Origin of the sequence: Streptomyces sp. NPDC058662 (assembly GCF_042716255.1) — a bacterium.
In the GTDB taxonomy this organism is placed as follows: domain Bacteria; phylum Actinomycetota; class Actinomycetes; order Streptomycetales; family Streptomycetaceae; genus Streptomyces.
In genome coordinates, this window is record NZ_JBHXRU010000060.1 from 5,262 (window position 1) to 28,220 (window position 22,959).

The window sequence follows — 22,959 nt, forward strand, 5'->3', positions numbered from 1 at the left end:
GGGGGGGGGGGGGGGGGGGGTGGGGGGGGGGCCCGGGGCCCCCCCGGCCGCCCGCCTTTCCCCCGGGCCCGCGGGGGGCCGGGCGGCGCCGGGGGGCCCCGGGCCCCCCCGGCCCCCCCCGCCCCCGGTACCGCCGCCGTCACTGGGCGCGGACGGTGACCTTCTCGTCGTTCTGGATCTGCTTCACCAGCTGCTGCACCTTCGCCTTGTCCCAGACCAGGTTGCCGCCGCGCTGTCCCGAGATCGGCATGTTCATCGAGACGCCGTCACCGCCGTTGACGCCCTTCATCGCGAAGAACATCTGGCCCATGTCCCACAGGCCCATGTCCTTGTCCACGATCAGCGTGTCCAGGCCCGCGCCCAGCATCGGGTAGAGCGAGAACGGGTTGAGGACCGTCGAGGGGGTCGCCGCCTGGCTCGCGAGCGCCGACAGGAACTTCTGCTGGTTCTTCGTCCGCTGGAGGTCGGACTCGGCGAAGGCGTACCGGGTGCGGACGAAGGCCAGTGACTGCTCGCCGTTCAGGGTCTGCCTGCCGGCCTGGAAGTCGGCGCCCGACTTCTCGTCCTTGAAGCCCTGCTCGATGTCCAGCTCCACCCCGCCGAGCGCGTCCACGATGTTCGCGAAGCCGGCGAAGCCGATCTCCGCGTAGTGGTCGATGCGCAGGCCGGTGTTGTGCTCCACCGTGCGCACCAGCAGCTCGGGGCCGTCCTCCGCGTAGGCGGCGTTCAGCTTGACCCGCCGCCCCTGCGCCGGGAACTTCTTGCCCGACTGGGAGCCGACGAAGGAGGGGATCTCCACGTCGGAGTCGCGGGGCAGCGAGATCATCGTGTTCCCGCTGGAGCACTTCGCCAGGATCATCATCGAGTCGGTCCGCTTGCCCTCGGCCGAACCGGTGTGCAGCTTCTTCTTCTCCTCGGCGGACATGCCCTCGCGGCTGTCGGAGCCCACGATCAGGTACGTCGTGCAGTCCCCCTCCTTCGGCCGCTCGACGACCTTGGAGAGGTCCACCTCGCGGCGCACGTTGGAGTCGGCCCACACGTAGGTGGCGATGCCGGTCACCAGCAGGGCGGAGACCGCCACGATCGATCCGACCTTGATCCGCCGGCGCCAGTCGGGCGCGGGACCCGGGGCCCGCCCGGGGCCGGTCGGCGGCCGCTGCGGCCCCCCGGGCCCGCCCGGGCCGCCGCCGGGGGGCGTCCCGTAGACCTGCCCGGTGTTGTAGCCGCTGTCGTAGCCGCCGTAGGTGTCGGGGCCGCCGGGGGTGCGCGCCTGCTGCGGGGGCACCCCGGGCGCGGGGCGGCTCCCCGGGGGCCGCGCCGGAGGCGGCACGGTGGGGCGCGGCGGGCGCGCCGGCTGTTGCCGCTGGACGTGCCGCATCCGCTGCGGGCCCTCGGGCTCCGCCCGCGCGCTGCCCCGTCCGTACCCGTCGTCGCGGCGCCCGCGCTCGTCGCGGTCGCCGTTCCACCCCTCTGGCCAGTCATTCATGTGCCAAGGATGCCCGGCCCGGCGTGTCGCCCGACACCCCGGTGGACGATCCGTACCGGTGCTGTTGCCAAGCTGATGCCTCCGGGATCCGCCCGGTACGCGGCGGGGGGCGGTCTTCGGCCACGCCGGACGGCCCCGGCCGGACCGGACCGGCCGCGCGGGCACCCCCTAAAGTGGCGGTATGACAGAGATACCGGGCGAGCTCCCGGGGAAGCCGACCGCGGCCTCGCGGACCACTCTCAGCCACATCATGACCGCCAACGACACCAACCTCCTGGGTACGGTGCACGGCGGTGTGATCATGAAGCTGGTGGACGACGCGGCCGGTGCCGTGGCCGGCCGCCACTCCGGGGGCCCGGCGGTCACCGCGTCCATGGACGAGATGGCCTTCCTCGCGCCCGTCCGCGTGGGCGACCTCGTCCACGTCAAGGCCCAGTGCAACTGGGCCGGCCGCTCCTCCATGGAGATCGGCGTACGGGTCCTGGCGGAGCGGTGGAACGAGTCCACCCCGGCCACCCAGGTCGGCACCGCCTACCTGGTCTTCGCGGCGGTCGACTCCGACGGCAAGCCCCGCCGGGTGCCGCCGGTCCTCCCCGAGACGGAGCAGGACGAGCGGCGCTACCAGGAGGCCCAGATCCGCCGTACCCACCGGCTGGCCCGACGGCAGGCGATCATGGCCCTGCGCGAGGAGCGCTCGGCCCAGGGCTTCGACGACTGACGCCTGACGACCCGCGGCTGACGCCGGCCGGGTCGGCACGGGGCCCTGACGTCCGACGCCTGACGGCTCGCGGCGGTCCGGGTCGGCCCGGCGGCCCCGCCCTCAGCCGCCGCAGACCACCTGGTCGCCCGTGACCACCCCGAACGGCCCCTGGTGCGGGTCCTCGGCGCGTACGGGCACCACCGTGCGGTAGTCCGCCCCGGCGATCACCACAACCGTCCGCCCCTGGCCCGGCACCGCGCGCAGCCGGCTGCCGGGCAGCGCGGTCGCCACCGTCCGCGCGGTGCGGTCCCAGCGCGGGTCGTAGGCGATCACGGTGCGCTCGACGTCGCGGCCGGCGCCGTTCCCCGGGGTCCCGGTGGTGTCGAAGCCGGTGGCGCGCAGTGCCGCGTCGACCCGTCCGCCGAGCCCGTCGATGCGGGTCCCGTTCTCCACCTGCACGCGGATCTGCTTCGGCGGGACGTCCACCGGCACCGCCACCGGGCGGGCGCCGGCCTGCCCGGTGCGCACGGGGGCGAGCGGCCGGTCCTCGCGCAGCGCCTCGAACAGCCGGGCGGCCTTCGGCTCGTCCCACCGCACGGTCGAGCCGATGCCCTTGACCCGGTACGAGGGGCTCCCGATCGGCACCGAGGCGAACTCGGAGGACGAGGGCGTGAAGTCCCGCATCGCCTGCCCGAGCGCGAGCATCTGCTCCGAACCGAAGCCCTTGTCCGCCCGCACCGACCCGAGCAGGGTGGAGCTGACCTGCTTGAACTTCACCGGGTTGAGCAGCACCCCGCTGCCGGTGGCCTGCTTGAGCAGGGCCGCGAGGAAGCGCTGCTGGCGCTGCATCCGGCCCAGGTCGGAGGCCCCGTCGACATGGCGCGAGCGCACGTACTGCAGGGCCTGCCCGCCGCTGAGGCGGTGGGTGCCCGGCAGCAGGTCGAGGCCGGTGCCGCGGTCGCGCATGGTCTTGGCGGTGCAGATCTCCACGCCGCCCATCGCGTCGACCGTCCGCATGAAGCTGGTGAAGTCGACCTCCAGGTAGTGGTCGATCTTCACCCGGGTCATGTTCTCGACGGTCCGCACCGTCAGGTTGGGTCCGCCCTCCGCGTACGCCGCGTTCAGGCGCACCGGGTGGGCCTTGTGCGCCTTGCCGGTGATCCGGTCCCGGTGCGCGGGGACCTCCGCGTAGCTGTCGCGGGGCAGGCTGATCACGCTGGCCCGCTTCTTGTCCGCCGACAGGTGCACGAGCATGATCGTGTCCGTGCAGTGGCAGGGCGCCCCGCCGAGGCGGTACTCGCGCTTCTCCTCGGGGCTGATCCGGCCCCGGCCGTCGGTACCGACGAGCAGGACGTTCAGGCCGTGCCCGGCCTGCGGGCGGTTCTTCATGTCCTTGAAGGGGTCCACCCGCTCGATCCCGGTGTCCAGGCCCGTCATCACCGCGTGTCCGACGGCTCCCGAGCCCAGCACCACCACCGCGAGCCCGGCAGCGATCCGCACCCCCCACCGGGGGCGCCCGCCCCGGCGCCGGACCGGACCGCCGCCGGTCCGCCGCGCGCGCGGCGGCTGCGGTGGCCTGGCGGGACGGGTGGGACGGTGCGGCTGGGGCACGGCGGACACCTCCGCGGGGTCGGCAGGGAGACCGGGTGTGGGGTGGGAGAGGTGCTTCGGACGCGTCAGACAGTAGGCCCATACGATCAGCCTCTGTCCGTACCGCTCACTCGGCGCGCATCCGGTTCCCCCGTACGCGGTAACGTGACACCGATACCCGACCGTGAAGGACCACATGCCCGCCCAGCAGCCCGCAGTCTCGGTGATCATGCCGGTGCTCAACGAGGAGCGCCACCTCCGCGACTCCGTCCGCCACATCCTGGACCAGGAGTACGCGGGCGAGATGGAGGTGGTGATCGCACTCGGGCCGTCCACGGACCGCACCGACGAGATCGCCGCCGAGCTCGTACGCGAGGACTCCCGAGTCCACACCGTCCCGAACCCGACCGGTCGCACCCCGGCGGCCCTCAATGCCGCCATCAAGGCCTCGCGTCACCCGATCGTGGTACGCGTCGACGGCCACGGCATGCTCTCGCCGAACTACATCGCCACCGCGGTACGCCTCCTGGAGGAGACCGGGGCGCAGAACGTCGGCGGCATCATGCACGCCGAGGGCGAGAACAGCTGGGAGGAGGCCGTCGCCGCGGCGATGACCTCGAAGATCGGTGTCGGCAACGCGCCCTTCCACACCGGCGGCCGTGCCGGTCGGGCCGAGACGGTCTACCTCGGCGTCTTCCGCCGTGAGGCGCTGGAGCAGCAGGGCGGGTACAACGAGGAGTTCATCCGCGCCCAGGACTGGGAGCTGAACTTCCGTATCCGCGGGGCCGGCGGCCTGATCTGGTTCTCGCCGGAGCTGAAGGTCCAGTACCGCCCGCGGCCCTCCGTACGGGCCCTGGCCAAGCAGTACAAGGACTACGGGCGCTGGCGCCACGTGGTGGCCCGCTACCACGCGGGCTCCATCAACGTGCGCTACCTGGCCCCGCCGACGCTGGTGTGCGCGCTCGCCGCCGGTGTCGTCGTCGGCGCGGCCGTCAGCCCGGTGGGCTTCGCGGTCCCGGCCGGCTACCTCGCGGCCATCGTCCTCGGCTCCGTCCCGGCGGGCCGGGGACTGTCCCTCAAGGCCCGGGCGCAGATCCCCGTCGCCCTCGCCACCATGCACCTGTGCTGGGGCTTCGGCTTCCTCACCAGCCCGCGCTCGCTCGCCCGCAAGCTCATCGCGACCCGCCGCCCGCCGGTGTGCCGGGGCAGCCAGGACCACCACGACCCCTCGCAGGTCTGAGGCCCGTACGGGCAAGGGGCCCGGCGGGGGCCGCGATCACGCGGTCCCGCCGGGCCCCTTCCGTGTGCCCCGGGTACCGCCTACCAGGTGAAGCCCGGCTGGATGGCCATGCACGCCTTGTCGTTGTCGCCGTTGAGGGCGTGGGCGGAGTCCGGTGCCTTGGTCGGCGCGGGCGGCGGCGGAGTCGGCGCGGCGCCGGTCCGCCAGTCCTTGCCGACGAACACGACGATCCCGGTGACCTCGTCCGACTTCTGCACCGAAGTCGCCGGCAGGCCGAGCGCGGTGGCCAGGGCGGCGGCGTTGCCCGCCTGGTCGGCGGCGGCGAAGCGGACCACCGTGGTGTCCTCGGCCCCGGTCTGCCGTTCCGCGACGGCCTTGGCGAAGCCCTTGCCGACCAGGAGCGCGGCGACGTCCGTCGCGCGGCCCTGGGCCGGGGCCTGGGCGCCGTCCTTGCCGCTCGTGGCGTTGCGGACGCCGACCGCGACCTTCGCGGGCGGCGAGGCCGGCGCCGCGGCCGGCGGGGCCCCGGTGGCCGGCGCGCCGGTGTCGGCCGGGGCGGTGGCGCCCGGCGCCGTGGTGGCGGCGGGTTCCGCGGGCGCGGAGGCCCCGTCCGCCGGGGTACCGGAGCCCTTGCCGTCGAGCGCGATGTCCTCGCGGACCATGCGGAACAGGGCCTCCGCCTCACCCGCCATGGGTTCGACCCGGCCCTCCATACGGGGGCGGGTGCTGTAGACCCACGGCATGGTGGTCATGGTGATCCGGCCCGGCGGGACCTTCTTGAGCTCCATGCTGAGGTCGTACAGCTTGTCGATCTTGTTGAGGCCGGTGTCGACGATCATCGCCTCGATGGCGGCCTGCGCCAGGCTGTTGAGCTTCACCGGGTTGGTGAGCTTGGCGTTGCGGCGGAACTCGCGGGCCATCGAGTTCATGTACTGGTGCTGGGCGTGCGTACGGCCGATGTCGGTGCCGTCCTCGAACCCGTAGCGGGTGCGCAGCCACTGCAGGGCCGTCTCGCCCTGGATGATGCTCTCGCCCTTCGGCAGCCGCAGGCCGGAGCCCTTGCCGTCACGGGTGCGGGAGTGGACGTTCTCCTGGACGCAGACGGGGACGCCGCCGATGGCGTCCGCCATCGAGACCACGCCCTTGAAGTCGATCATCATGAAGTGGTCGATGGGTATCTTCGTGAGCTCCTGCCAGGCGGCGACCGTGCAGCCCGGTCCGCCGCGGCTCAGGGACTCGTTCGTCTGGACGAGCTCCTTGCTGGCGGGGTGCACCTTGCCGCCGGGCTCGGTGCACTTCGGCATCATGAGCAGTGTGTCGCGGGGCATCGACACCACGGACATGTTGCTGCGGTCCGCGGACAGGTGCAGCAGCATCTGCACGTCCGCGAGGGGCGGTCCGCCGAAGGTGTCCGAGCCGCCGCCGAGGGCCTCGTTCTCCGCGCCGTCACGGGCGTCGGAGCCGATGAGCAGGATGTTCAGCGGGGTCTGCCCGAAGGCGTTGGGCTTGGAGCCGCCCAGTTTGTTCTCGCCGAGGTTCAGCGCGTCCGTCTGGATGCTGCCATTGAGGTGGCGGTAGTAGAGGTAGCCGGCCGCCGCCGTCCCGAGTATGAGGAGGGCCAGCACCGAGGACACCCAGCGCAGCACCCGCCGACGGCCCCGCCGTTCCCGTCTGGAGCCGGCCGCGCGGCGTTCCGCCCGCGAACCGCCCCGCGGCGGGGGCACCGTGGGGGTCGTGCCGTCCGTACCGCCGCCGGGTATGTCCCCGGCGGCGCGGGCGGCCGCCCCCTCCCCCCGCACGCTGCTGTGCCTCACACGTACCCCCCTGAAGAAAACTGCTCAGTCGTTTGTGGTGCCGGTCCTACCGGCCGCGCCCCGTCACTTCGCGCAGACTTCCTTGTCCGCCTCGACGCGCTGGACGCCCTCGGGCACGGCCTGCGGCGCCGGCGCCGCGGGCGCCGTGCCCGGCTCCTTGAAGTCCGGTCCGAGCGTCAGCTTCATCGGCGTCCTCGCCGGGGCGTCCGCCGTGCCCATCCTCAGGGCCGAGGCCGGCAGGCCCATCATGTCCGCCAGCGCCCTGGCCTGGTCGGCCTGGTTGGGCGCGAACTCCAGCTGCGTGGCGCCGACCTTGGCGGGCGCGTTGCCCTGGTTGCTGGCCTTCGGCACGCCCTTCTTGGTCTGCAGCCAGTTCAGCGTGGTGGAGGCCGACCCCTTGGGGCCGCCGCCGTTGTACACGTTCACCCGTACGTCCTGCGCGGGCGCGCGGGCGCCCTGGAGCAGCGCGTCCTGCTGGGCCTGCGCCTGCGCGTCGGCGGCCTCCTGCGCGGCCTGCTCCTTGCGCTCGACCTCCGTGAGCGAGACGTCCCCCCGGATCATCTGCAGCAGCGGATCGGCCTGGGAGGGGTTGAGCACGACCGTGGCCTTGACCTTCTCGGCCGGGTTGTCGAGCACCGGCAGGGTGGTGAAGGTGACGTTCTTGAGGTCGATGTCCTTCAACTCGCCCGCGAGGTCGGTGAGTTTGTCGATCGAGCCCAGCCCCTGGTCCACGGTCAGCGACTTGGTGGCCGCCTCCGCGAGGGAGAAGAACTTCTTCGGACTGGTCAGCGTCTCCTTGGACTTCATCTCACGCATCATCGAGCTGAGGAACTGCTGCTGGGTCTTGATCCGGTCCAGGTCGCTCTCGTTGCCGAAGGCGTGCCGGGTCCGTACGAAGGCCAGCGCCTGCTCGCCCTCCAGCCGGTGCTCGCCGGCGGGCAGTTTGAGCTTGGAGTCCTCGTCGTCGACGGCCTTCTCCAGGCAGACGGGCACGCCGCCGACCGCCGCGCTCAGGTTCTTCACCGCGTTGAAGTCGACCATCATGAAGTTGTCGACCTCGATCCCGGTGAGGTCCTTGACGGTGCGCATCGTGCAGCCCGCGTCGCGGCCCTCCTGGCCGAGGCTGTTGTTGAAGCGCGTGCCCTTGGTGCCCTTGATCTCCTTCGTCGTACCGTCCGGCTGCTTGGTGGGGCAGGACGGGATGTCGGTGATCAGGTCCCGGGGGATGGACAGCGCGGTGGCGTTGGAGCGGTCCTTGGCGACGTGGAAGAGGATCGTGGTGTCGGCGTGGCCGACGCTGTTCGCGTCCCCGTAGCCCTCGTTGCCGGCCCCGCTGCGCTTGTCGGTGCCGATGACCAGGATGTTGATGGCCTGGTCCTTCTTGAATCCGCCGGAACCGGCGCCGGCGATGTCGGTGACGCTGAGGTTGCCGTTCAGGTGCTCGTAGTAGAGGTACGCCCCCACCGACCCCGTCACGAGGAGGAACGCCAGCGCCCCGCCGGTGACGACGAGGGTCCTGCGGCGGCGTCCGCCACCGCCGCCCTTGCGGGACCGGCCGCCCCGCCGCCCGGGCGGGCCGTCACCGCGCCGCGGTTTCGGTACGGCGGGGGAGGGGGCCACGGGCGTTGAGGTCGATCGGCGGGGAGCGCCTACCGAGGGCCTCGACTGCGGAGCGGATTGGCCCAGTCGCAGTTCGTAGTGGCCGGTGCGGGGGTTGATCACCCACTGGTCAGCGGGGTCGATCTCGTCTGCCCGCCCACGGCTTTGCGCATCCACGGTTGCTCGAATCCTCCGTCGGTGCCTCGCGACGCGCCTCCCCCGGGCGCCCGGTCAACGATCCGGCTGCTGGTGCCCGCCCTCTTGGTCGGCCGGGGCACCGGATCGCTCACCTTATCCGTCCGGTTCGACTGCAAACCATGCTGGTGACAAATTCCACTCCCCTTATAACGGGGCGAACCGCGCAACCCGCCCGGTTCGGTCACCGGCTTTTGGGATTGCTTTACCGGCAACCGGCCGTGCCCGCGGTGGTGCCGGTAAAGGTGGGGACGGGTACGGGGGTCGCACCGGTTCCCTCGGAGGGGGGAACGGGGCTCGTCGGTGACGTCCCGGTCCCGGAGGGCTCGGCCGGCGGCTCGGACCGGGTCCCGGACTCGGGCTCGGCCTCCGGCGGCGCCACGGTGACCGGCTTGTCCGTACGGAGCTGCTCGAACAGCCGGGCCGCGTCCGGTTCGACCAGCTCGTCCCGGTTCGGGTTGGCGGCGTACGGACGGCGCGGCACCGTGAGGAACTTGACCTGCTCGGTCGGTATGTCCCGCACGCCCCGGACGAGTTCGTACAAGCCGCGCAGCGAGGACAGTCCCGGGTCCGTGGTCACCGAGGAGGTCGCCGCGTCCAGCAGCGGGTACAGCCGGCCCGGGTTGAGCAGGACCCCGTTGCTCTGCACCTTCTTGACGAGCGAGCCCAGGAACGCCTGCTGGCGCTCCATCCGTTCGGTGTCGCTGCCGTTGCCCAGGCTGTAGCGGGCCCGGACGAAGCCCAGCGCCTGCTCGCCCCGCAGGGTCTGCCGTCCGGCGGGCAGCCGCAGCTTCGCCTCGGCGTCGTCCATGGGCCGCCGCAGGCACACCTCCACACCGCCTATGGCGTCGACCATCTTCTTGAACCCGCCGAAGTCGATCACCATGTGGTGGTCGATCCGAATGCCCGTGAGCCTCTCCGCCGTGCGGATCGTGCAGGCTGCCCCGCCCCACTGGAACGCCCAGTTGAACTGGGCGAACTGCTCGCGGGAGCGGCTTGCGTCCGCCTGCAGGCAGCTCGGGACCTCCACCATCAGGTCCCGGGGGATCGAGACCGCGGTCGCGCTCGCCCGGTCCGCCGGCAGGTGCAGCAGGATCGTGGTGTCCGAGCGCTGCGTGCCCCGGTCCTTGCCGTACTGCCGGTTCTCCGTGCCGGAGCGCGAGTCCGAGCCGATCAGCAGGATGTTCTGGGCCCCGGAGTCGGCGTGCGCGGGACGCTCGCGCTCGAAGCGCCGCAGCTCGGCCGCCGCCGAGGTGTCCTCGGTGATGTTCCCGTCGAGCTTGTTGTAGATCCACCAGCCGGTGGCGGCCCCCAGCAGGACCAGCAGGGCCACTCCGAGCCCGATCCAGCGCAGCAGGCGGCGCCGGCGGCCGCGCGGAGGCCTGGTACCGCCTCCGGCCGCTCCGGTCCCGCCCGGTATGCCCGCACTGTCGGTCACTCGCGTCCGTCCCCTCGCCGCTCGCGCCACAGGCCGCACGGGTGGGTGCGACCACTGCCGATCCTGCCCCCGGGCCGCTGGAGCAGCCCGGGGGCAGGCCCCTGTCTAGGGCCATGCGGGTGACAGATCGCGTGTTGTCGGCACCGAGCGGGCCCGGGGGCGATCTCGCGGGATCGCGCGGTGCGCCGGCGGCCGGGACCCGGTCCGCCCGGCGCCGTGCCGGTCAGACGGTACGGGTGACGCGCTCGCTCTCGGTGCGCTGGGCCAGCGCCTGCGCGGAGAGCTGGTCCAGGTTGCGGCACAGGACCACGGAGCCGCCGGCGGCCAGAGCGGCGAACAGACCGGCCGAGAGCCCGTCCCAGGTGTCGTAGCCGCCCCCGGTCAGCACCCGCGAGCCCGCGTCCAGGCCCAGCCTCGCCGCGTCCTGGCGGGCCCGCTCCGTCAGCTCCGCGTACGAGAGCTCCTCACCGCCGACGACCAGCCCCGGGCCCTCGGGGTCCACCGGGGCGAAGGGAGCGAACCGGTCGCCCTGCCCCGGCACCTCCACCGCGTAGTCCGCGAAGCCCGCCGGCGGCTGCGGGAACCGCCCGCCCAGCGGCCGCAGCGCCAGCGCGACCCGCTCGCCGGAGCAGGCACGGGCCGCGTCCAGGGTGTCCGGGCCGCTGACGACGAGGTCGGCGCCGGCCGGATCCCCGCCGACCTCGACCACGACGCCGACCGAGGCGCAGGCGAGCAGCCACACGGCGCTCTGCCAGTGCGCGGGGAGCAGCAGCGCGAGCCGGTCACCGGGCTCGGCCCCCAGGTCGCCCTGGAGCAGATTGGCGGTCTTGGCCACCCAATTGGCGAAGGTGGCGACGGACAATTCGACGCGCTCGCCCGTGGCGTCGTCGTAGAAGGTGACGAGCGGGCGGCCCGGATCGGCGGCGAGCGCGGATCGCAGCAGGTCGGCAGGGGTGCGGTCAGTGGCGTTCACCCGGCACAGGGTACGCGGGGCCCTCCCCCGTACGGCCGTCGCCGGCTCCTCCGTTAGGGGGAGGGGCGGCCCGCCCCGCGCGGACGGGGCGTCAGTTCTCGGATGGCGCCCGACGGTGGGGGTGCTCACCATCCTTTTCATGCGTGGATTCCTTGCTTCCTCGATCGGCGTCGCGACGGCTGCCGTACTGGCCCTGCCCCTCGCGCTCCCCACCCCTGCCCTGGCCGAGACCACCCCCGTGAACCCCGCCGGGTCCACCCAGTCGCTGCCCCTCGTCCCCCTGGGACCCTCGGCGGACCGGACGCCCGGCGTCCCCGGCATGAGCGCCACGCCCCGCCTCCCGGAGACGCAGGGCCTGGGTGCGCGGGAGGTCAAGACGTTCTCGCTGGTCGGCGTCGTCTGGGACGACGCGGCCACCGAGCTGCACGGCCGGGTCCAGGTCCGTACCCGCTCCACGCGGACGGCGACCTGGTCCGACTGGCAGGACGTCGAAACCCACAACAGCGAGCACGCCGCCGACCCCGACGCGGCGGAACGCGGATCCGGTCGCGTCCGCGGCGCGACCGCCCCCCTGTGGGTGGGTGAGTCCGACGGGGTGGAGGTCCGCGTCCAGGCGGAACCCGGCACCCCGACCACCCGGGCCCCGGCCCGCCTGCCGTCGGGGATGCGGATCGAGCTCGTCGACCCGGGCGCGGACGGCCCCACCGGAGCCGGGGACGGCAAGAACGGCAACCCGGCCGACGACGAGAAGGGCGAGATCGCCCTGCCGGGCATGACGATGGAGATGGCCGAGGCCTCGGCGGCGAACCTGCCGCACGCGGAGCTCGGGGCGACGGAGATCAGCGCCCTCGACAAGGCCGACTCCACCGCCGACGCGGTCTTCGCGAGCGACGGCGCCCTGGCCGCCGCCCCGTTCATCGGCCCGCGCCCGAGGATCGTCACCCGCTTGGGATGGGGCGCCGACGAGAGCCTGCGGGAGAAGGCCTTCGTGTACACGAGCACCGTCAAGGCGGCCTTCGTGCACCACAGCGCCTCCGGGAACAACTACGCCTGCAAGGACGCCCCCGCGGTGCTCCGCAGCCTGTACCGCTACCACGTCGTCAGCAGCGGCTGGCGCGACATCGGCTACAACTTCGCCGTCGACAAGTGCGGCACCGTGTACGAGGGCCGCGCGGGCGGGGTCTCCAAGGCGGTGCTCGGCGCGCACACCATGGGCTTCAACACCGACAGCATGGGCATCGCGGTGCTCGGCACCTACACCTCGACGGCGCCGCCGGCGGCCGCGGTCGACGCGGTCGCCCGGCTCACCGCCTGGAAGCTCGGCCTCTTCGGCCGCGACCCGCGGGCGAAGGCCACCCTGAAGTCGGGCGGCGGCAACCGCTACCCCAAGGGCCAGAACGTGTCGATGAACGTCATCTCCGGCCACCGCGACGGCTTCGCCACGGAGTGCCCCGGCAAACAGCTCTACGGCAAACTGGGCACAACCCGCACCTCCTCCGCCAAACTCCAGGGCCGCCCCTAACCCCCCATACGCCGCGCCGGCGCTCCAGGCGGAGACCCACACCCCCGCCACCGTGCGAGGCACCACCCACAGCCTGACCGCCGTGCGAGGCGCCACTCACAGCACCGCATGCCGTGCGAGGCGACTTACAGCCTCGCCGGCGTTTGAGGCGCGGGGTCCGGGGCGGAGCCCCGATCTGTGACCCGCACGGTGCACGCACACCGGCCCCCGGCCAGGCCCCGCACGCGCCGCCCCGCCCCCGGCCGGGACCCCGGACGGTCCCGCCCAGCCCCCCGCCGGGGATACGCTCGGGAGATGGCCGGCCGCTTCGAACCCCTCACCCGCGCCGCCGTCCGCGGCGGCCGGACCGCCGTGCCCCCGGGACCGGGCCGCACGGCCGCCGCCGGGGCCCGCGCGCGGACCTGGCGGCCCGACGGCCCCGTCGACCTCGGCCTCACCCTGGGGCCCCTGCGCCGCGGCCCCGGCGACCCCACCTTCCGCACCACCCCGGACGGCTCCGTCTGGCGGGCCACCCGCACCCCCCAGGGCCCCGCGACCCTGCGGGTCAGCCGCTCCGGGGAGGACGTCACCGCCGAGGCCTGGGGGTCCGGCGCCGACTGGATCCTCGACCAGCTGCCCGTGCTCCTCGGCGCCGCCGACGACCCGGCCGTCTTCGTGCCCCGCCACCGCCTCGTGCACGCCAGCCACCGCCGCCGCCCGGGCCTGCGCCTCGTCCGGACCGGCCTGGTCCTGGAGTCCCTGATCCCGAGCGTGCTGGAGCAGAAGGTCACCGCCGACGAGGCGTACCGCGCCTGGCGCCGCCTGGTGCGCCGGCACGGCGAGCCCGCGCCGGGACCCGCCGACCTGTACGTGATGCCCGCCCCCCGCACCTGGGCCCTCGTACCGTCCTGGGACTGGCACAAGGCGGGCGTGGACGCCAAGCGGTCCGACACGATCGTCCGGGCCGCCCGGGTGGCCGCCCGGCTGGAGGAGGCCGCGGCGATGGCCCCCGCGGCCGCCGCCGCCCGGCTGGAGGCTGTGCCCGGCATCGGGCCCTGGACCTCCGCCGAGACCCTCCAGCGCAGCAACGGTGATCCGGACGCGGTCACCACCGGCGACCTGCACCTGCCCGGCATCGTCGGCTACGCCCTGGCCGGCGACCGCGATGCCGACGACGCCGTCATGCTGGAGCTGCTGGCCCCCTACGCCGGCCAGCGCCACCGCGCCGCCCGGCTGATCCTCCTCGCGGGCCGCACCCCGCCCCGCCGCGTCCCGCGCATGCCGCGCACCGACATCGGCAGGCTGTGACACCGCGGGGGCTCAGCGGACCTCGATGAACGCCTCCGCCGCCCGGGCCGGCCGCTCGGCGGCGGCCGCCGCCGGGTGGCCGACCGCGACCGCGCCCATCGGGTCCCAGTCCCGCGGCAGCTCCAGGACCTCGCGCACCACGTCCCGGCAGAACATCGTCGAGGACACCCACGCCGACCCCAGCCGCTCCCCGGCCAGCGCGACCAGCAGGTTCTGCACGCCCGCGCCCATGGCGACCACGAACATCTCGCGCTCCGCCGCGTCCCGCCGCGCGTGCCCGTAGTGGTGCGCGCCGTCGGTCACCAGACACGGCACCACGAGGTACGGGGCCCGGCGCAGCACCTCCCCGCGCCGGACGCGCGCCGCGATGGACTCCTCGGACTTCCCGTCCGCCCGCAGGTCGGCGATCCACGCGTCCCGCATGGCGTCCAGCAGCCGCGCCCGCGCGGCCGGCGTCTCCAGCAGCACGAACCGCCACGGCGTCGTGTGGTGCGGCGCCGGGGCCGTGACGGCCGCCGCCACGGCCCGGCGGACCGCGCCCGGGTCCACCGGCTCGGCCGTGAAGGCCCGTACGGTACGGCGCTGCGTGACGGCTTCCCGTACCGCCTCCGAGGTGCCCAGCCGGAACATGTCGTCCTGCGGCGCGCGCACGAGCTCCCGCGCCGAGGAGCCCTCGCCCAGGACGTGGCCCAGCCCCCGCACGACGGCCACCGGCAGCCCGGCAGCCTTGCCCTTGACCAGGTCCCCGGCCGCGGCCAGTTCGTCGGCGGTCGCCACCACCGTGGCGCTCAGCGGGTTGCCGTGCGCGTCGGTGCCGCCGCGCAGGTCGTCCAGGACCCGCACCCCGGCCGAGCCGATCGCCACATCGGTGAGCCCGGTGCGCCACGGCCGCCCGAAGGTGTCCGTCACGACCACGCCCACGTCCACGCGGAGCGTCTCGCGGACGCCCTCGCGGATCGCCCGCGCCGAGGCGTCGGGGTCCTCGGGCAGCAGCAGCACGGTGCCGGGGGCCGTGTTGGACGCGTCCACCCCGGCCGCGGCCATCACAAGCCCCTGCCGGTTCTCCACGATCCGCAGGGCGCCCCGGCGCGCGACCACCCGGACGGTCTCGGCGTCTATCGCGGCCTCCCGCGAGTCCGCCCGGACGATCCGGCCCTCCGCCTTGGAGACGATCTTCGAGGTGACCAGCAGGACGTCCCCGTCCCGCAGGTCCGGGGCGGCCGTCGTGATCAGCTTCGCCAGGTCGTCGCCGGGAGCGACCTCGGGGATCCCCTCGACGGCCCGCACCTCGTACGAGGGCGCGCGCCGGGCGGTCACCGCGAGGCCTCGGCCAGTGCGAGCGCGGCCCGGGCCATCTCGGCGGTCGCCTCCAGGTCGGTCATCATCAGCGGCACCGCGCGGCAGGTGATCCCGGCGGCCTCGACCTCCGCGACCGCGTCCGCGTCCGCGGTGTCCACGAGCCAGGCGTCGAGCAGGTCCGGCCCGTAGTGCAGCGCGACCGCCGCGGCGGTGGACTCGACGCCGACCGCGGCGAGCACCTTGTCGGCCATCCCGCGCACCGGCGCGCCCCCGACGATGGGGGACAGGCCCACGACGGGCGCCGGGGCGGCGGCCACGGCCTCCCGGATGCCGGGCACGGACAGGATCGTGCCCACCGAGACCACGGGGTTGGACGGCGGGAGGACGATGACGTCGGCCGCCGCCAGGGCCTCCAGCACGCCGGGGGCGGGCTTGGCCTGCTCGGCGCCCACGGGGACGACGGCCTCCGCGTCGACGGACGCGCGCAGCCGGACCCAGTACTCCTGGAAGTGGACGACGCGGCGCTCCCCGGTGCCCGCCTCGGTGATCGCGACGTGGGTCTCGACCCGGTCGTCGGACATGGGCAGCAGCCGTACGCCGGGCCGCCAGCGGTCGCAGAGCGCCTCGGTGACCGCGCTGAGCGGGTAGCCGGCGCCGAGCATCTGCGTACGGACGATGTGGGTGGCGAAGTCGCGGTCGCCGAGGCCGAACCAGGTGGGTCCGACCCCGTAGGCCGCGAGCTCCTCCTTGACGGTGAAGGACTCCTCGGCGCGGCCCCAGCCCTGGTCCTCGTTGATGCCACCGCCGAGGGTGTACATCACCGTGTCCAGATCGGGGCACACCTTGAGCCCGAACAGGTGGATGTCGTCACCGGTGTTGCCGATGACCGTGATGTCAGCGTCGGGCACGGCCGACTTGAGTCCGCGGAGGAACCGGGCGCCGCCTATACCGCCGGCCAGAACAACAATGCGCATGCACCGAAGTCTGTCAGGCCGCCGGGCCGGGGTCAGGCGGGGACGGACTCGGAGTGGGCCGGGGAGCAGGTGCGCATGGGCATCTCGGTCAGGCCCGGGAAGTAGACGTGCAGGCTGACGGCGCCGTCGAGGGTGTCGTTGACGACCTCGTGGTCGTAGCCCGGGGCGAAGACGCGCTGGGCGCCGGCGCCGAGGCGGAGCGGTCCGCGGGCGGTGTGCTCGGTGAGCTCGCCGTCCAGGACGGTCAGGACGCCGGAGGAGGCGCCGTGGCCGTGCGGGCCGCTGCCCTGGCCCGGGACCCAGCTGAGGAGCCAGACCTCGTAGCCGGGGCCGGTGCGCAGCCGGTGGTACCAGCGGGTGGTGGCGTCGTAGCGGACGAGGTGCTCCCAGGAGGAGCGGTCCTCGGCGATGGAGCGGGCGAGGCCGGCGAACTCGGCGACGGTGGCCGGATGTTCGCGGGCGGGCTGCAGGAGGTGCTGGACGGCGAGGATGTCGCCGGCGATCTGGAGGTCGCTCTCGCCGCCCGGGTGGGCGGGGGCGGGGGCGCTGTGCGTGGGGTTCGTCACGGTGGTGCTGTTCATCGCGGAGATACCTCGACGTATGTCAGTCGTGCGGGCGGTTGCTGTGGGGCCGGAGCTTCAGGGAGCCGAGGCTCCGCGGGCATCAACAGCTGCAACAGCAACAGCGAACCTGGGCAGCGCACAGGAACCCACGAATGGGGGTCCGGGTGGCGGCTGCGGGCGCTGACATGCGAACCAGGAGACCGGGTGGAGGGCTGGACTGTCAACCCAATGTCGCTTTTGGGGGAAAAGTTTCACCTCATCCGGTTACTGTGCACGGAGAAAGGTTTGTGCAGTCCGTCCCGGGGGATGTGGCGCTTTGCCGAGTCCAAACCTGATGTGGCACGTCGTGATCGGAATGTGATCTACGCCGCTTCCGTGGCCGAATCGCAACCCAGTCCGAAATTGGTACGTCGGTTCTCGGTGAAGCGGGGCAGGAGCGGGACGTCATGTGACGTCCCGAGGGCGCCAGTGGCATGTGTCATGATTTTTGGCGATTTGAACACTTTCTGCATACGCTTGGTTCCGCCGAGTGAATAAGGGGCCCAATAGCAGACCTCGGCTTGACTGGCCCGGAGCCACGCACTTGTAATTTCACTCGTGTCGTTACGTAGCGATCAGTGACGGCACCACCACGGGGACGCACAGACAGAGCGAGGGGCGCACATGACCGAGCTGTTTCAGGAACTGCTGGTCGAGGAGGCGGACGAGGAGCTCGGATGGCAGGAGCGCGCTCTGTGCGCCCAGACCGACCCCGAATCCTTCTTCCCGGAGAAGGGCGGCTCCACCCGTGAGGCCAAGAAGGTCTGCCTCGCCTGCGAAGTCCGCTCCGAATGCCTTGAGTACGCCCTCGCCAACGACGAGCGATTCGGCATCTGGGGCGGCCTCTCCGAGCGCGAGCGCCGCCGGCTGAAAAAGGCAGCGGTCTGAGTCGGCCGGAGCACGACCGGCCGCGCACCTACCGCACATCGCACGACATATCGAACCGCATCGCCCGTACGGCACCGCGCACACCACACGGTCCGCCTCCTGCCCCTTCCCCGCAGGAGGCGGACCGCTGCTTTGCCAGCCGTTAGTCTGGGCCGCCTGTCCAGCAGCCTCCGAGGGCACACCACCCCCGGACCCCCGGCCGGAGGGCCCGTACCGCGATGTCCCTGCACAGCCAGTCGGCGGCCTCCCACCAGGCCCCCGCCACACCCGAGTTCCCCCGGCACGTCGTCACCGCGGTCATCGTCGCCCACGACGGTGCCCGCTGGCTGCCCCGGACCCTCGCCGGCCTCCTCGGCCAGGAACGCCCCGCCCAGAACCACGTCGCCGCCGACACCGGCAGCGCCGACGACTCCGCGCGGCTGCTCACCGAGGCCCTCGGCGACGACCGCGTCCTGCACCTCGCCCGGCGCACCGGATTCGGCACCGCCGTCGACGAGGCCGCCCGCACCGCCGGCACCCTCACCCCCGAGGACCTGCCCTACCTCAAGCGCCCCAGCGGCTGGGACCCCGTCAGCCGCACCTGGCGCGACGACACCTACGACCTGCCCGAGCTCCCCCACGGCGAACCCGTCCAGTGGCTCTGGCTCCTCCACGACGACAGCGCCCCCGAGGCCGACGCGCTCGCCGAACTCCTGCGCGTCGCCGACGAGAACCCCGACGCCGCCGTCATCGGCCCCAAACTGCGCGGCTGGTACGACAAGAAGCAGCTCCTCGAAGCAGGCGTCACCATCGCCCGCAGCGGCCGCCGCTGGACCGGCCTCGACCGCCGCGAACAGGACCAGGGCCAGCACGACCAGGTCCGCCCCGTCCTGTCCGTCTCCACCGCCGGCATGCTGGTGCGCCGCGACGTCTACGACGCCCTCGGCGGCTTCGACCGGCGCCTGCCCCTCATGCGCGACGACGTCGACCTCTGCTGGCGCGCCCAGAGCGCCGGGCACACCGTCCTCGTCGCCCCCGACGCCGTCATGCGCCACGCGGAGGCCGCCGCCCGCGAGCGACGCACCGTCGACTGCGCCGGCCGCACCACCGCGGGCCCGCACCGCGTCGACAAGGCCGGCGCCGTCTACACGATCCTCGCCAACAGCTCCGGCCGCGCCCTGCCCTACGTCCTGCTGCGGGTCCTGCTCGGCACCGTGCTGCGCACCCTGGCCTACCTCGTCGGCAAGGCCCCCGGCCAGGCCGTCGACGAGCTCACCGGCCTCCTGGCCACCCTGCTCCGGCCCGGCCGGATCCTCGCCGCCCGCAAGGCCCGCCGCCGCCCCGCCGTCCCCGCCGCCGAACTGCGCCCGCTCTTCCCGCCCCCGGGCGCCTCGCTGCGGGCCAACGCCGAGCAGCTCGCCGGCTACTTCGGCGGCGACCGCGACAGCGAGGGCTCCGCCGCCGGCCGGCACGGCGGCGCCAGCATCCTCACCGCCCCCGGCGAGGAGGGCGAGTACCTGCCGACCGAGCGCTTCGCCCGCCTCAAGCGGATCGCCCGCAACCCCGCCCCCGTCCTCTTCGGCCTGCTCCTGCTCGTCTCCCTCGCCGCCTGCCGCGCCCTGATCGGCGGCGGCTCCCTGATGGGCGGCGCCCTGCTGCCCGCCCCCGACAGCGGCCCCGACCTCTGGCGGGCCTACACCGACGGCTGGCACGCCCTCTCCACCGGCTCCACCGCCGCCGCGCCCCCCTACCTGGCCGTCCTCGGCGCCTTCTCCACCCTGCTGTTCGGCTCCACCCAGGCCGCCCTGACCCTGCTGCTCGTCGGCTCGGTCCCGCTCGCCGGACTCGCCGCCTACTTCGCCTCGCGGCCGCTGGTCACCTCCCGGCTGCTGCGCGCCTGGGCCGCCGTCGCCTACGCCTTCCTGCCCGCCGTCACCGGCGCCCTCGCCGCCGGCCGCCTCGGCACCGCCGTCCTGGCCGTGCTGCTGCCCCTCATCGCCCGCTCCGCCGTCGCAACCTTCGCCCTCGGCGACGGACGCGACGCCCCCGAGCACCCCGGCGGCCGGCGCGCGGTGTGGACGTACACCCTCCTGCTGACCCTCGCCACCGCCTTCACGCCCGTCGTCTGGCCGCTCGCCGCCGTCCTCGGCACCGCCGCGCTCGTCCTGCGCCGCGCGCACTGGAAGACGTACGGGCCGCGGCTGCTCGCCACCCTCGCCGTGCCCCTCCTCGTGCTCGCCCCCTGGTCGCTGGGCCTGCTGCTGCACCCCGGCCGGTTCCTGCGCGAAGCCGGACTGCCCTACGGACGCAGCTCCGCCGGAGCCCTCGACCTGCTCGGCGTCAACCCCGGCGGCCCCGGCACCGGCAGCGGCCTGCTCCTCCTCGGCATCGTGCTCGCCGCCCTGGCCGCCCTGCTCCGCACCGACCGGCGGTTCGCCGTCCGCACCGCCTGGGCCGCCGCCCTCACCGGACTGCTCCTCGCCGTCCTGCTCAACCGCGACGGCTGGGCGGGCCCCGCCACCCTCGTCCACGGGCTCGCCCTCCTGGCGGCCGCCGCGCTCGGCGCCGACGGGGCCAAGCACCGCGTCGCCGCCCGCAGCTTCGGCTGGCGCCAGCCGCTGGCCGCCCTCATCGCCCTGGCGGCCGCCGCGGGCCCGCTGCTCGGCGCGGCCGGCTGGCTGTTCGCCGGCGCCGACGGCCCGCTGGAGCGCCGGGACCCCGTACAGGTCCCGGCCTTCGTCGCCGACGCCGGCCGCGACGACAACCAGTTCCGCACCCTGATCCTCGACCTGGACGACCCCGCCACCGTCTCCTACAGCCTCGTCCGCGGCGCCGGCGGCAGCCTCGGCGACGCCGACATCGCCGCCCGCACCGGCAGCGACGCCCGCCTCGACAAGGTCGTCTCCAACCTGGTCGCGGGCTCCGGCGCGGACCAGTCCAGCCAGCTCGGCGCCTTCGCCGTCGGCTTCGTCATGTTCCGCCCCGGCGGCCCCGAGGACATCCGCCGCGTCCTCGACGCCACCCCCGGCCTGACCCGGCGCCACCAGCCGGACGGCACCGCGCTGTGGGGCGTCGAACCCTGGCTTCCCCGGGCCGTCATCGTCCCCGCCGAGCCGGGCGAGGCCCCGATCCCCGTCGCCTCCGGACCCGTCGAGGCCCACACCGAGGTCCCGGCCGGCGGGGCCGGGCGCGTCCTGCGCATCGCCGACCGCGCCGATCCGGGCTGGCAGGCCACCCTCGACGGGAAGCCGCTGAAGCCCAAGACCGTGGACGGCTGGGCGCAGGGCTTCGAACTGCCCGCCGCCGGCGGCCGCCTCGACCTCGTCCACGAGAGCTCACTCGTGCGCGGCGCCTGGCTCTGGGCCCAGGGACTGCTCGCCCTGGCCCTGCTCGTGATGGCCCTGCCCGGGCGGCGCGTCGAGCTCGACGACGACCTGCCCGAGGAGGCCGCGGCCGTCCCGGCCCAGGCGGGCCCCGGCGAGCCCGGTGAGGGCCGCCGCGCCCGCCGGCTGCGCGCCGAGGCCGAGCCCGCCCCCACGGAGGCGGCCGCCGCCGCCGACCCGTACGCGCAGATCCCGGCGCAGCAGCCGTACGGCGACGACGCGTACGCCTACCAGCCGTACGCGGACCAGGGCGGGTACGACCAGGGCGGATACGCGTACGAGCCGCAGCAGCCGTACGTCCAGGAGCCGCACTACGAGCCGTACCCGCAGCAGGGCGGCCACGGCTACGACACCGCCTACCCGCAGCAGCCGCAGCACGACCCGGACCAGCAGCAGTACCCGTACCCGTACGGGCCGTACGACCCCCACGCACCGCACGACCCGCGCCCCGACGGGAGCCCCCAGCAGTGAAGCAGAGCGCACCCCTGACGCTGGCGGCCGTGACGGCGGCCCTCGCCGCCCTCACCGGCCTCGCCGCCCTCACCACCCCGGCGGCCGGCGGCAACGCGGCCGACGCCGGGGCGGCCGCGGCCCGGATGCCGGTGGAGCGGTCCCTGCTGGTGTGCCCGGCGCCCAGCTCCTCCGACATCGCGGACACCACGTACACCTCCTACACCCCGGCCGGGACCGGCGCCGCGGCGCCGGCCGACGGGGCCAAGGGCGCCGCCCGCCTGCTGGGCGCGACGCAGGAGGCCAAGCCCGTACTGGAGCCCAAGGAGCCCGGCAGGCCCGCCGCGGCCACCGCGAGCGGCGCCGACGCGCCCGCCCTCACCGGCAGTTCGGAAGGGGTCATGGCCCCGGGCTGGACCGTGCAGCAGACCACCAAGGTCTCCGTCGGACGGGCCAGGGGGCTGCTCGGCGTCAGCTGCACCGCCCCCGGCACGGACTTCTGGTTCCCCGCCGTGAGCACGGGCCGGGGACGCGAGGACTCCGTGCACCTGACCAACCTCGACGACGAGGCGGCGGTCGTCGACATCAAACTGTTCGGCCCGGACGGGATCGCCAAGCCCGCCGCGGGCACCAGCGAGAACATCCGGGTCGACCCCCGGTCCACGAAGGGCGTCCTGCTGTCGTCACTCATTCCCGGGACCCAGCTCGCGGACGTCACCGCCCACGTGACCACCCGCGCGGGCCGCGTCGGCGCCTCCGTGCAGGTCGCCGAGGAAGGCGTGGGCGCGGACTGGCTCCCGGCCGCCGCCGAGCCGGCCGGCTCACTCGTCCTGCCCGGCATCCCGGCGGACGCCACCTCGGTCCGGCTGGTCGCCTTCGTCCCCGGCGACGAGGACGCGGACCTCACGCTCCGGCTGGCGGGGCCGAACGGCGCCATCACCCCGGCCGGGAACGAGCAACTGCACGTCAAGGCCGGCATGACCGCCGCCGTGGACCTCGGGGACCTGACCCGGGGCGAGCCCGGCTCGCTGGTGCTGGCCCCCGCCGACCCGAAGAAGGCCGCCCCGGTGGTCGCGGCGGTACGCGTGGTGCGCGGCAGCGGCGCCAAGCAGGAACTGGGCTTCGTACCGGCCGCCGGACCGGTCGGCCCGCGCGCCGCGGTGGCCGGCAACCGCACCGAGGAGAACGCCACCGTGCTGTCACTGACGGCGCCCGGCGGCCAGGACGCCAAGGTCCGGGTGACGGCCTCGCCCGGCACCGAGGGCGGCGAGGCGGCCACCCAGGAGGTGACGGTCAAGGCGGGCACCACCCAGGCGGTGCCGGCGGCCCCGGCGGGCGGCAAGGGCACCTATGCCCTCACCGTCGAGACCCTCTCCGGCGGCCCCGTGCACGCGGCGCGCGTACTGACCCTCCCGCACGACGGCATCACGATGTTCACCGTGCAGGCCCTGACCGACGACCACTCCACGGTCTCCGTCCCCAGGGCCGCGCAGGACCTCTCGGTCCTGACCGGCTGACCGCGACCGGTGCGGCCGGGGCG

Annotated in this window: 16 protein-coding genes; 7 read left to right on the forward strand and 9 right to left on the reverse strand. The window is 74.3% G+C overall.

What is annotated here, in order from left to right:
- Positions 1 to 139: 139 nt before the first annotated feature.
- Positions 140 to 1,486, reverse strand: a complete 1,347-nt coding sequence (locus ACFWUQ_RS20725) for an LCP family protein (protein WP_384539910.1) — start codon at positions 1,484 to 1,486, stop codon at positions 140 to 142.
- 181 nt (positions 1,487 to 1,667) lie between these two features.
- Between ACFWUQ_RS20725 and ACFWUQ_RS20730 the strand changes: the two genes are divergently transcribed.
- Positions 1,668 to 2,204, forward strand: coding sequence for an acyl-CoA thioesterase (locus ACFWUQ_RS20730; protein ID WP_384539912.1), 537 nt, complete (start codon positions 1,668 to 1,670; stop codon positions 2,202 to 2,204).
- A gap of 102 nt (positions 2,205 to 2,306) precedes the next feature.
- Here the strand turns inward: ACFWUQ_RS20730 and ACFWUQ_RS20735 are convergent, their stop codons facing one another.
- Positions 2,307 to 3,686, reverse strand: coding sequence for an LCP family protein (locus ACFWUQ_RS20735; protein ID WP_384539915.1), 1,380 nt, complete (start codon positions 3,684 to 3,686; stop codon positions 2,307 to 2,309).
- A gap of 286 nt (positions 3,687 to 3,972) precedes the next feature.
- Here ACFWUQ_RS20735 and ACFWUQ_RS20740 point away from each other — a divergent pair, with 286 nt between their 5' ends.
- Positions 3,973 to 5,016, forward strand: a complete 1,044-nt coding sequence (locus ACFWUQ_RS20740; RefSeq protein ID WP_384539918.1) for a glycosyltransferase family 2 protein — start codon at positions 3,973 to 3,975, stop codon at positions 5,014 to 5,016.
- 80 nt (positions 5,017 to 5,096) lie between these two features.
- On the opposite strand, the gene ACFWUQ_RS20745 is transcribed toward ACFWUQ_RS20740, so the two are convergent.
- The 4 genes from ACFWUQ_RS20745 to ACFWUQ_RS20760 form a co-directional block, all read right to left on the reverse strand.
- A complete protein-coding gene (locus tag ACFWUQ_RS20745; RefSeq protein WP_384539921.1) occupies positions 5,097 to 6,830 on the reverse strand; it encodes an LCP family protein in 1,734 nt (577 codons plus the stop codon).
- Between the two features lie 63 nt (positions 6,831 to 6,893).
- Positions 6,894 to 8,606 (reverse strand): LCP family protein, encoded by a 1,713-nt coding sequence (locus ACFWUQ_RS20750; protein WP_384539924.1) that lies wholly within the window; start codon positions 8,604 to 8,606, stop codon positions 6,894 to 6,896.
- A 223-nt stretch (positions 8,607 to 8,829) separates the two neighbouring features.
- Positions 8,830 to 10,062: an LCP family protein gene (locus tag ACFWUQ_RS20755; protein ID WP_384539926.1), complete on the reverse strand. Its 1,233-nt coding sequence runs from the start codon at positions 10,060 to 10,062 to the stop codon at positions 8,830 to 8,832.
- A gap of 223 nt (positions 10,063 to 10,285) precedes the next feature.
- Positions 10,286 to 11,035 (reverse strand): TIGR03089 family protein, encoded by a 750-nt coding sequence (locus tag ACFWUQ_RS20760; protein WP_384539929.1) that lies wholly within the window; start codon positions 11,033 to 11,035, stop codon positions 10,286 to 10,288.
- 139 nt (positions 11,036 to 11,174) lie between these two features.
- On the opposite strand from ACFWUQ_RS20760, the gene ACFWUQ_RS20765 reads away from it, so the two are divergent.
- Both ACFWUQ_RS20765 and ACFWUQ_RS20770 read left to right on the forward strand, forming a co-directional pair.
- Positions 11,175 to 12,557, forward strand: coding sequence for a peptidoglycan recognition protein (locus ACFWUQ_RS20765; protein ID WP_384539931.1), 1,383 nt, complete (start codon positions 11,175 to 11,177; stop codon positions 12,555 to 12,557).
- A gap of 294 nt (positions 12,558 to 12,851) precedes the next feature.
- Complete coding sequence (locus tag ACFWUQ_RS20770) at positions 12,852 to 13,844, forward strand: DNA-3-methyladenine glycosylase family protein (protein WP_384539933.1); 993 nt, start codon at positions 12,852 to 12,854, stop codon at positions 13,842 to 13,844.
- A gap of 12 nt (positions 13,845 to 13,856) precedes the next feature.
- Here the strand turns inward: ACFWUQ_RS20770 and ACFWUQ_RS20775 are convergent, their stop codons facing one another.
- From ACFWUQ_RS20775 to ACFWUQ_RS20785, 3 genes are read right to left on the reverse strand one after another with little or no spacing between them, the layout of a single operon-like run.
- Positions 13,857 to 15,161, reverse strand: a complete 1,305-nt coding sequence (locus tag ACFWUQ_RS20775) for a coenzyme F420-0:L-glutamate ligase (RefSeq protein WP_384539935.1) — start codon at positions 15,159 to 15,161, stop codon at positions 13,857 to 13,859.
- Complete coding sequence (gene cofD, locus ACFWUQ_RS20780; protein WP_384539937.1) at positions 15,158 to 16,117, reverse strand: 2-phospho-L-lactate transferase; 960 nt, start codon at positions 16,115 to 16,117, stop codon at positions 15,158 to 15,160. Before cofD ends, ACFWUQ_RS20775 begins: the two co-directional genes overlap by 4 nt.
- 32 nt (positions 16,118 to 16,149) lie before the next feature.
- Complete coding sequence (locus ACFWUQ_RS20785; protein WP_384539939.1) at positions 16,150 to 16,698, reverse strand: cysteine dioxygenase; 549 nt, start codon at positions 16,696 to 16,698, stop codon at positions 16,150 to 16,152.
- A gap of 645 nt (positions 16,699 to 17,343) precedes the next feature.
- Between ACFWUQ_RS20785 and ACFWUQ_RS20790 the strand changes: the two genes are divergently transcribed.
- From ACFWUQ_RS20790 to ACFWUQ_RS20800, 3 genes are all read left to right on the forward strand, one after another.
- On the forward strand, positions 17,344 to 17,607 hold the full coding sequence (locus ACFWUQ_RS20790) for a WhiB family transcriptional regulator (RefSeq protein ID WP_003983763.1): 264 nt from the start codon (positions 17,344 to 17,346) through the stop codon (positions 17,605 to 17,607).
- 218 nt (positions 17,608 to 17,825) lie between these two features.
- Positions 17,826 to 21,440: a glycosyltransferase gene (locus ACFWUQ_RS20795; protein ID WP_384539942.1), complete on the forward strand. Its 3,615-nt coding sequence runs from the start codon at positions 17,826 to 17,828 to the stop codon at positions 21,438 to 21,440.
- Entirely contained in the window at positions 21,437 to 22,936 is a 1,500-nt protein-coding gene (locus ACFWUQ_RS20800) for a DUF5719 family protein (RefSeq protein ID WP_384539945.1), read from the forward strand. The genes ACFWUQ_RS20795 and ACFWUQ_RS20800 overlap by 4 nt, the downstream gene beginning before the upstream one ends.
- Positions 22,937 to 22,959: the final 23 nt, after the last annotated feature.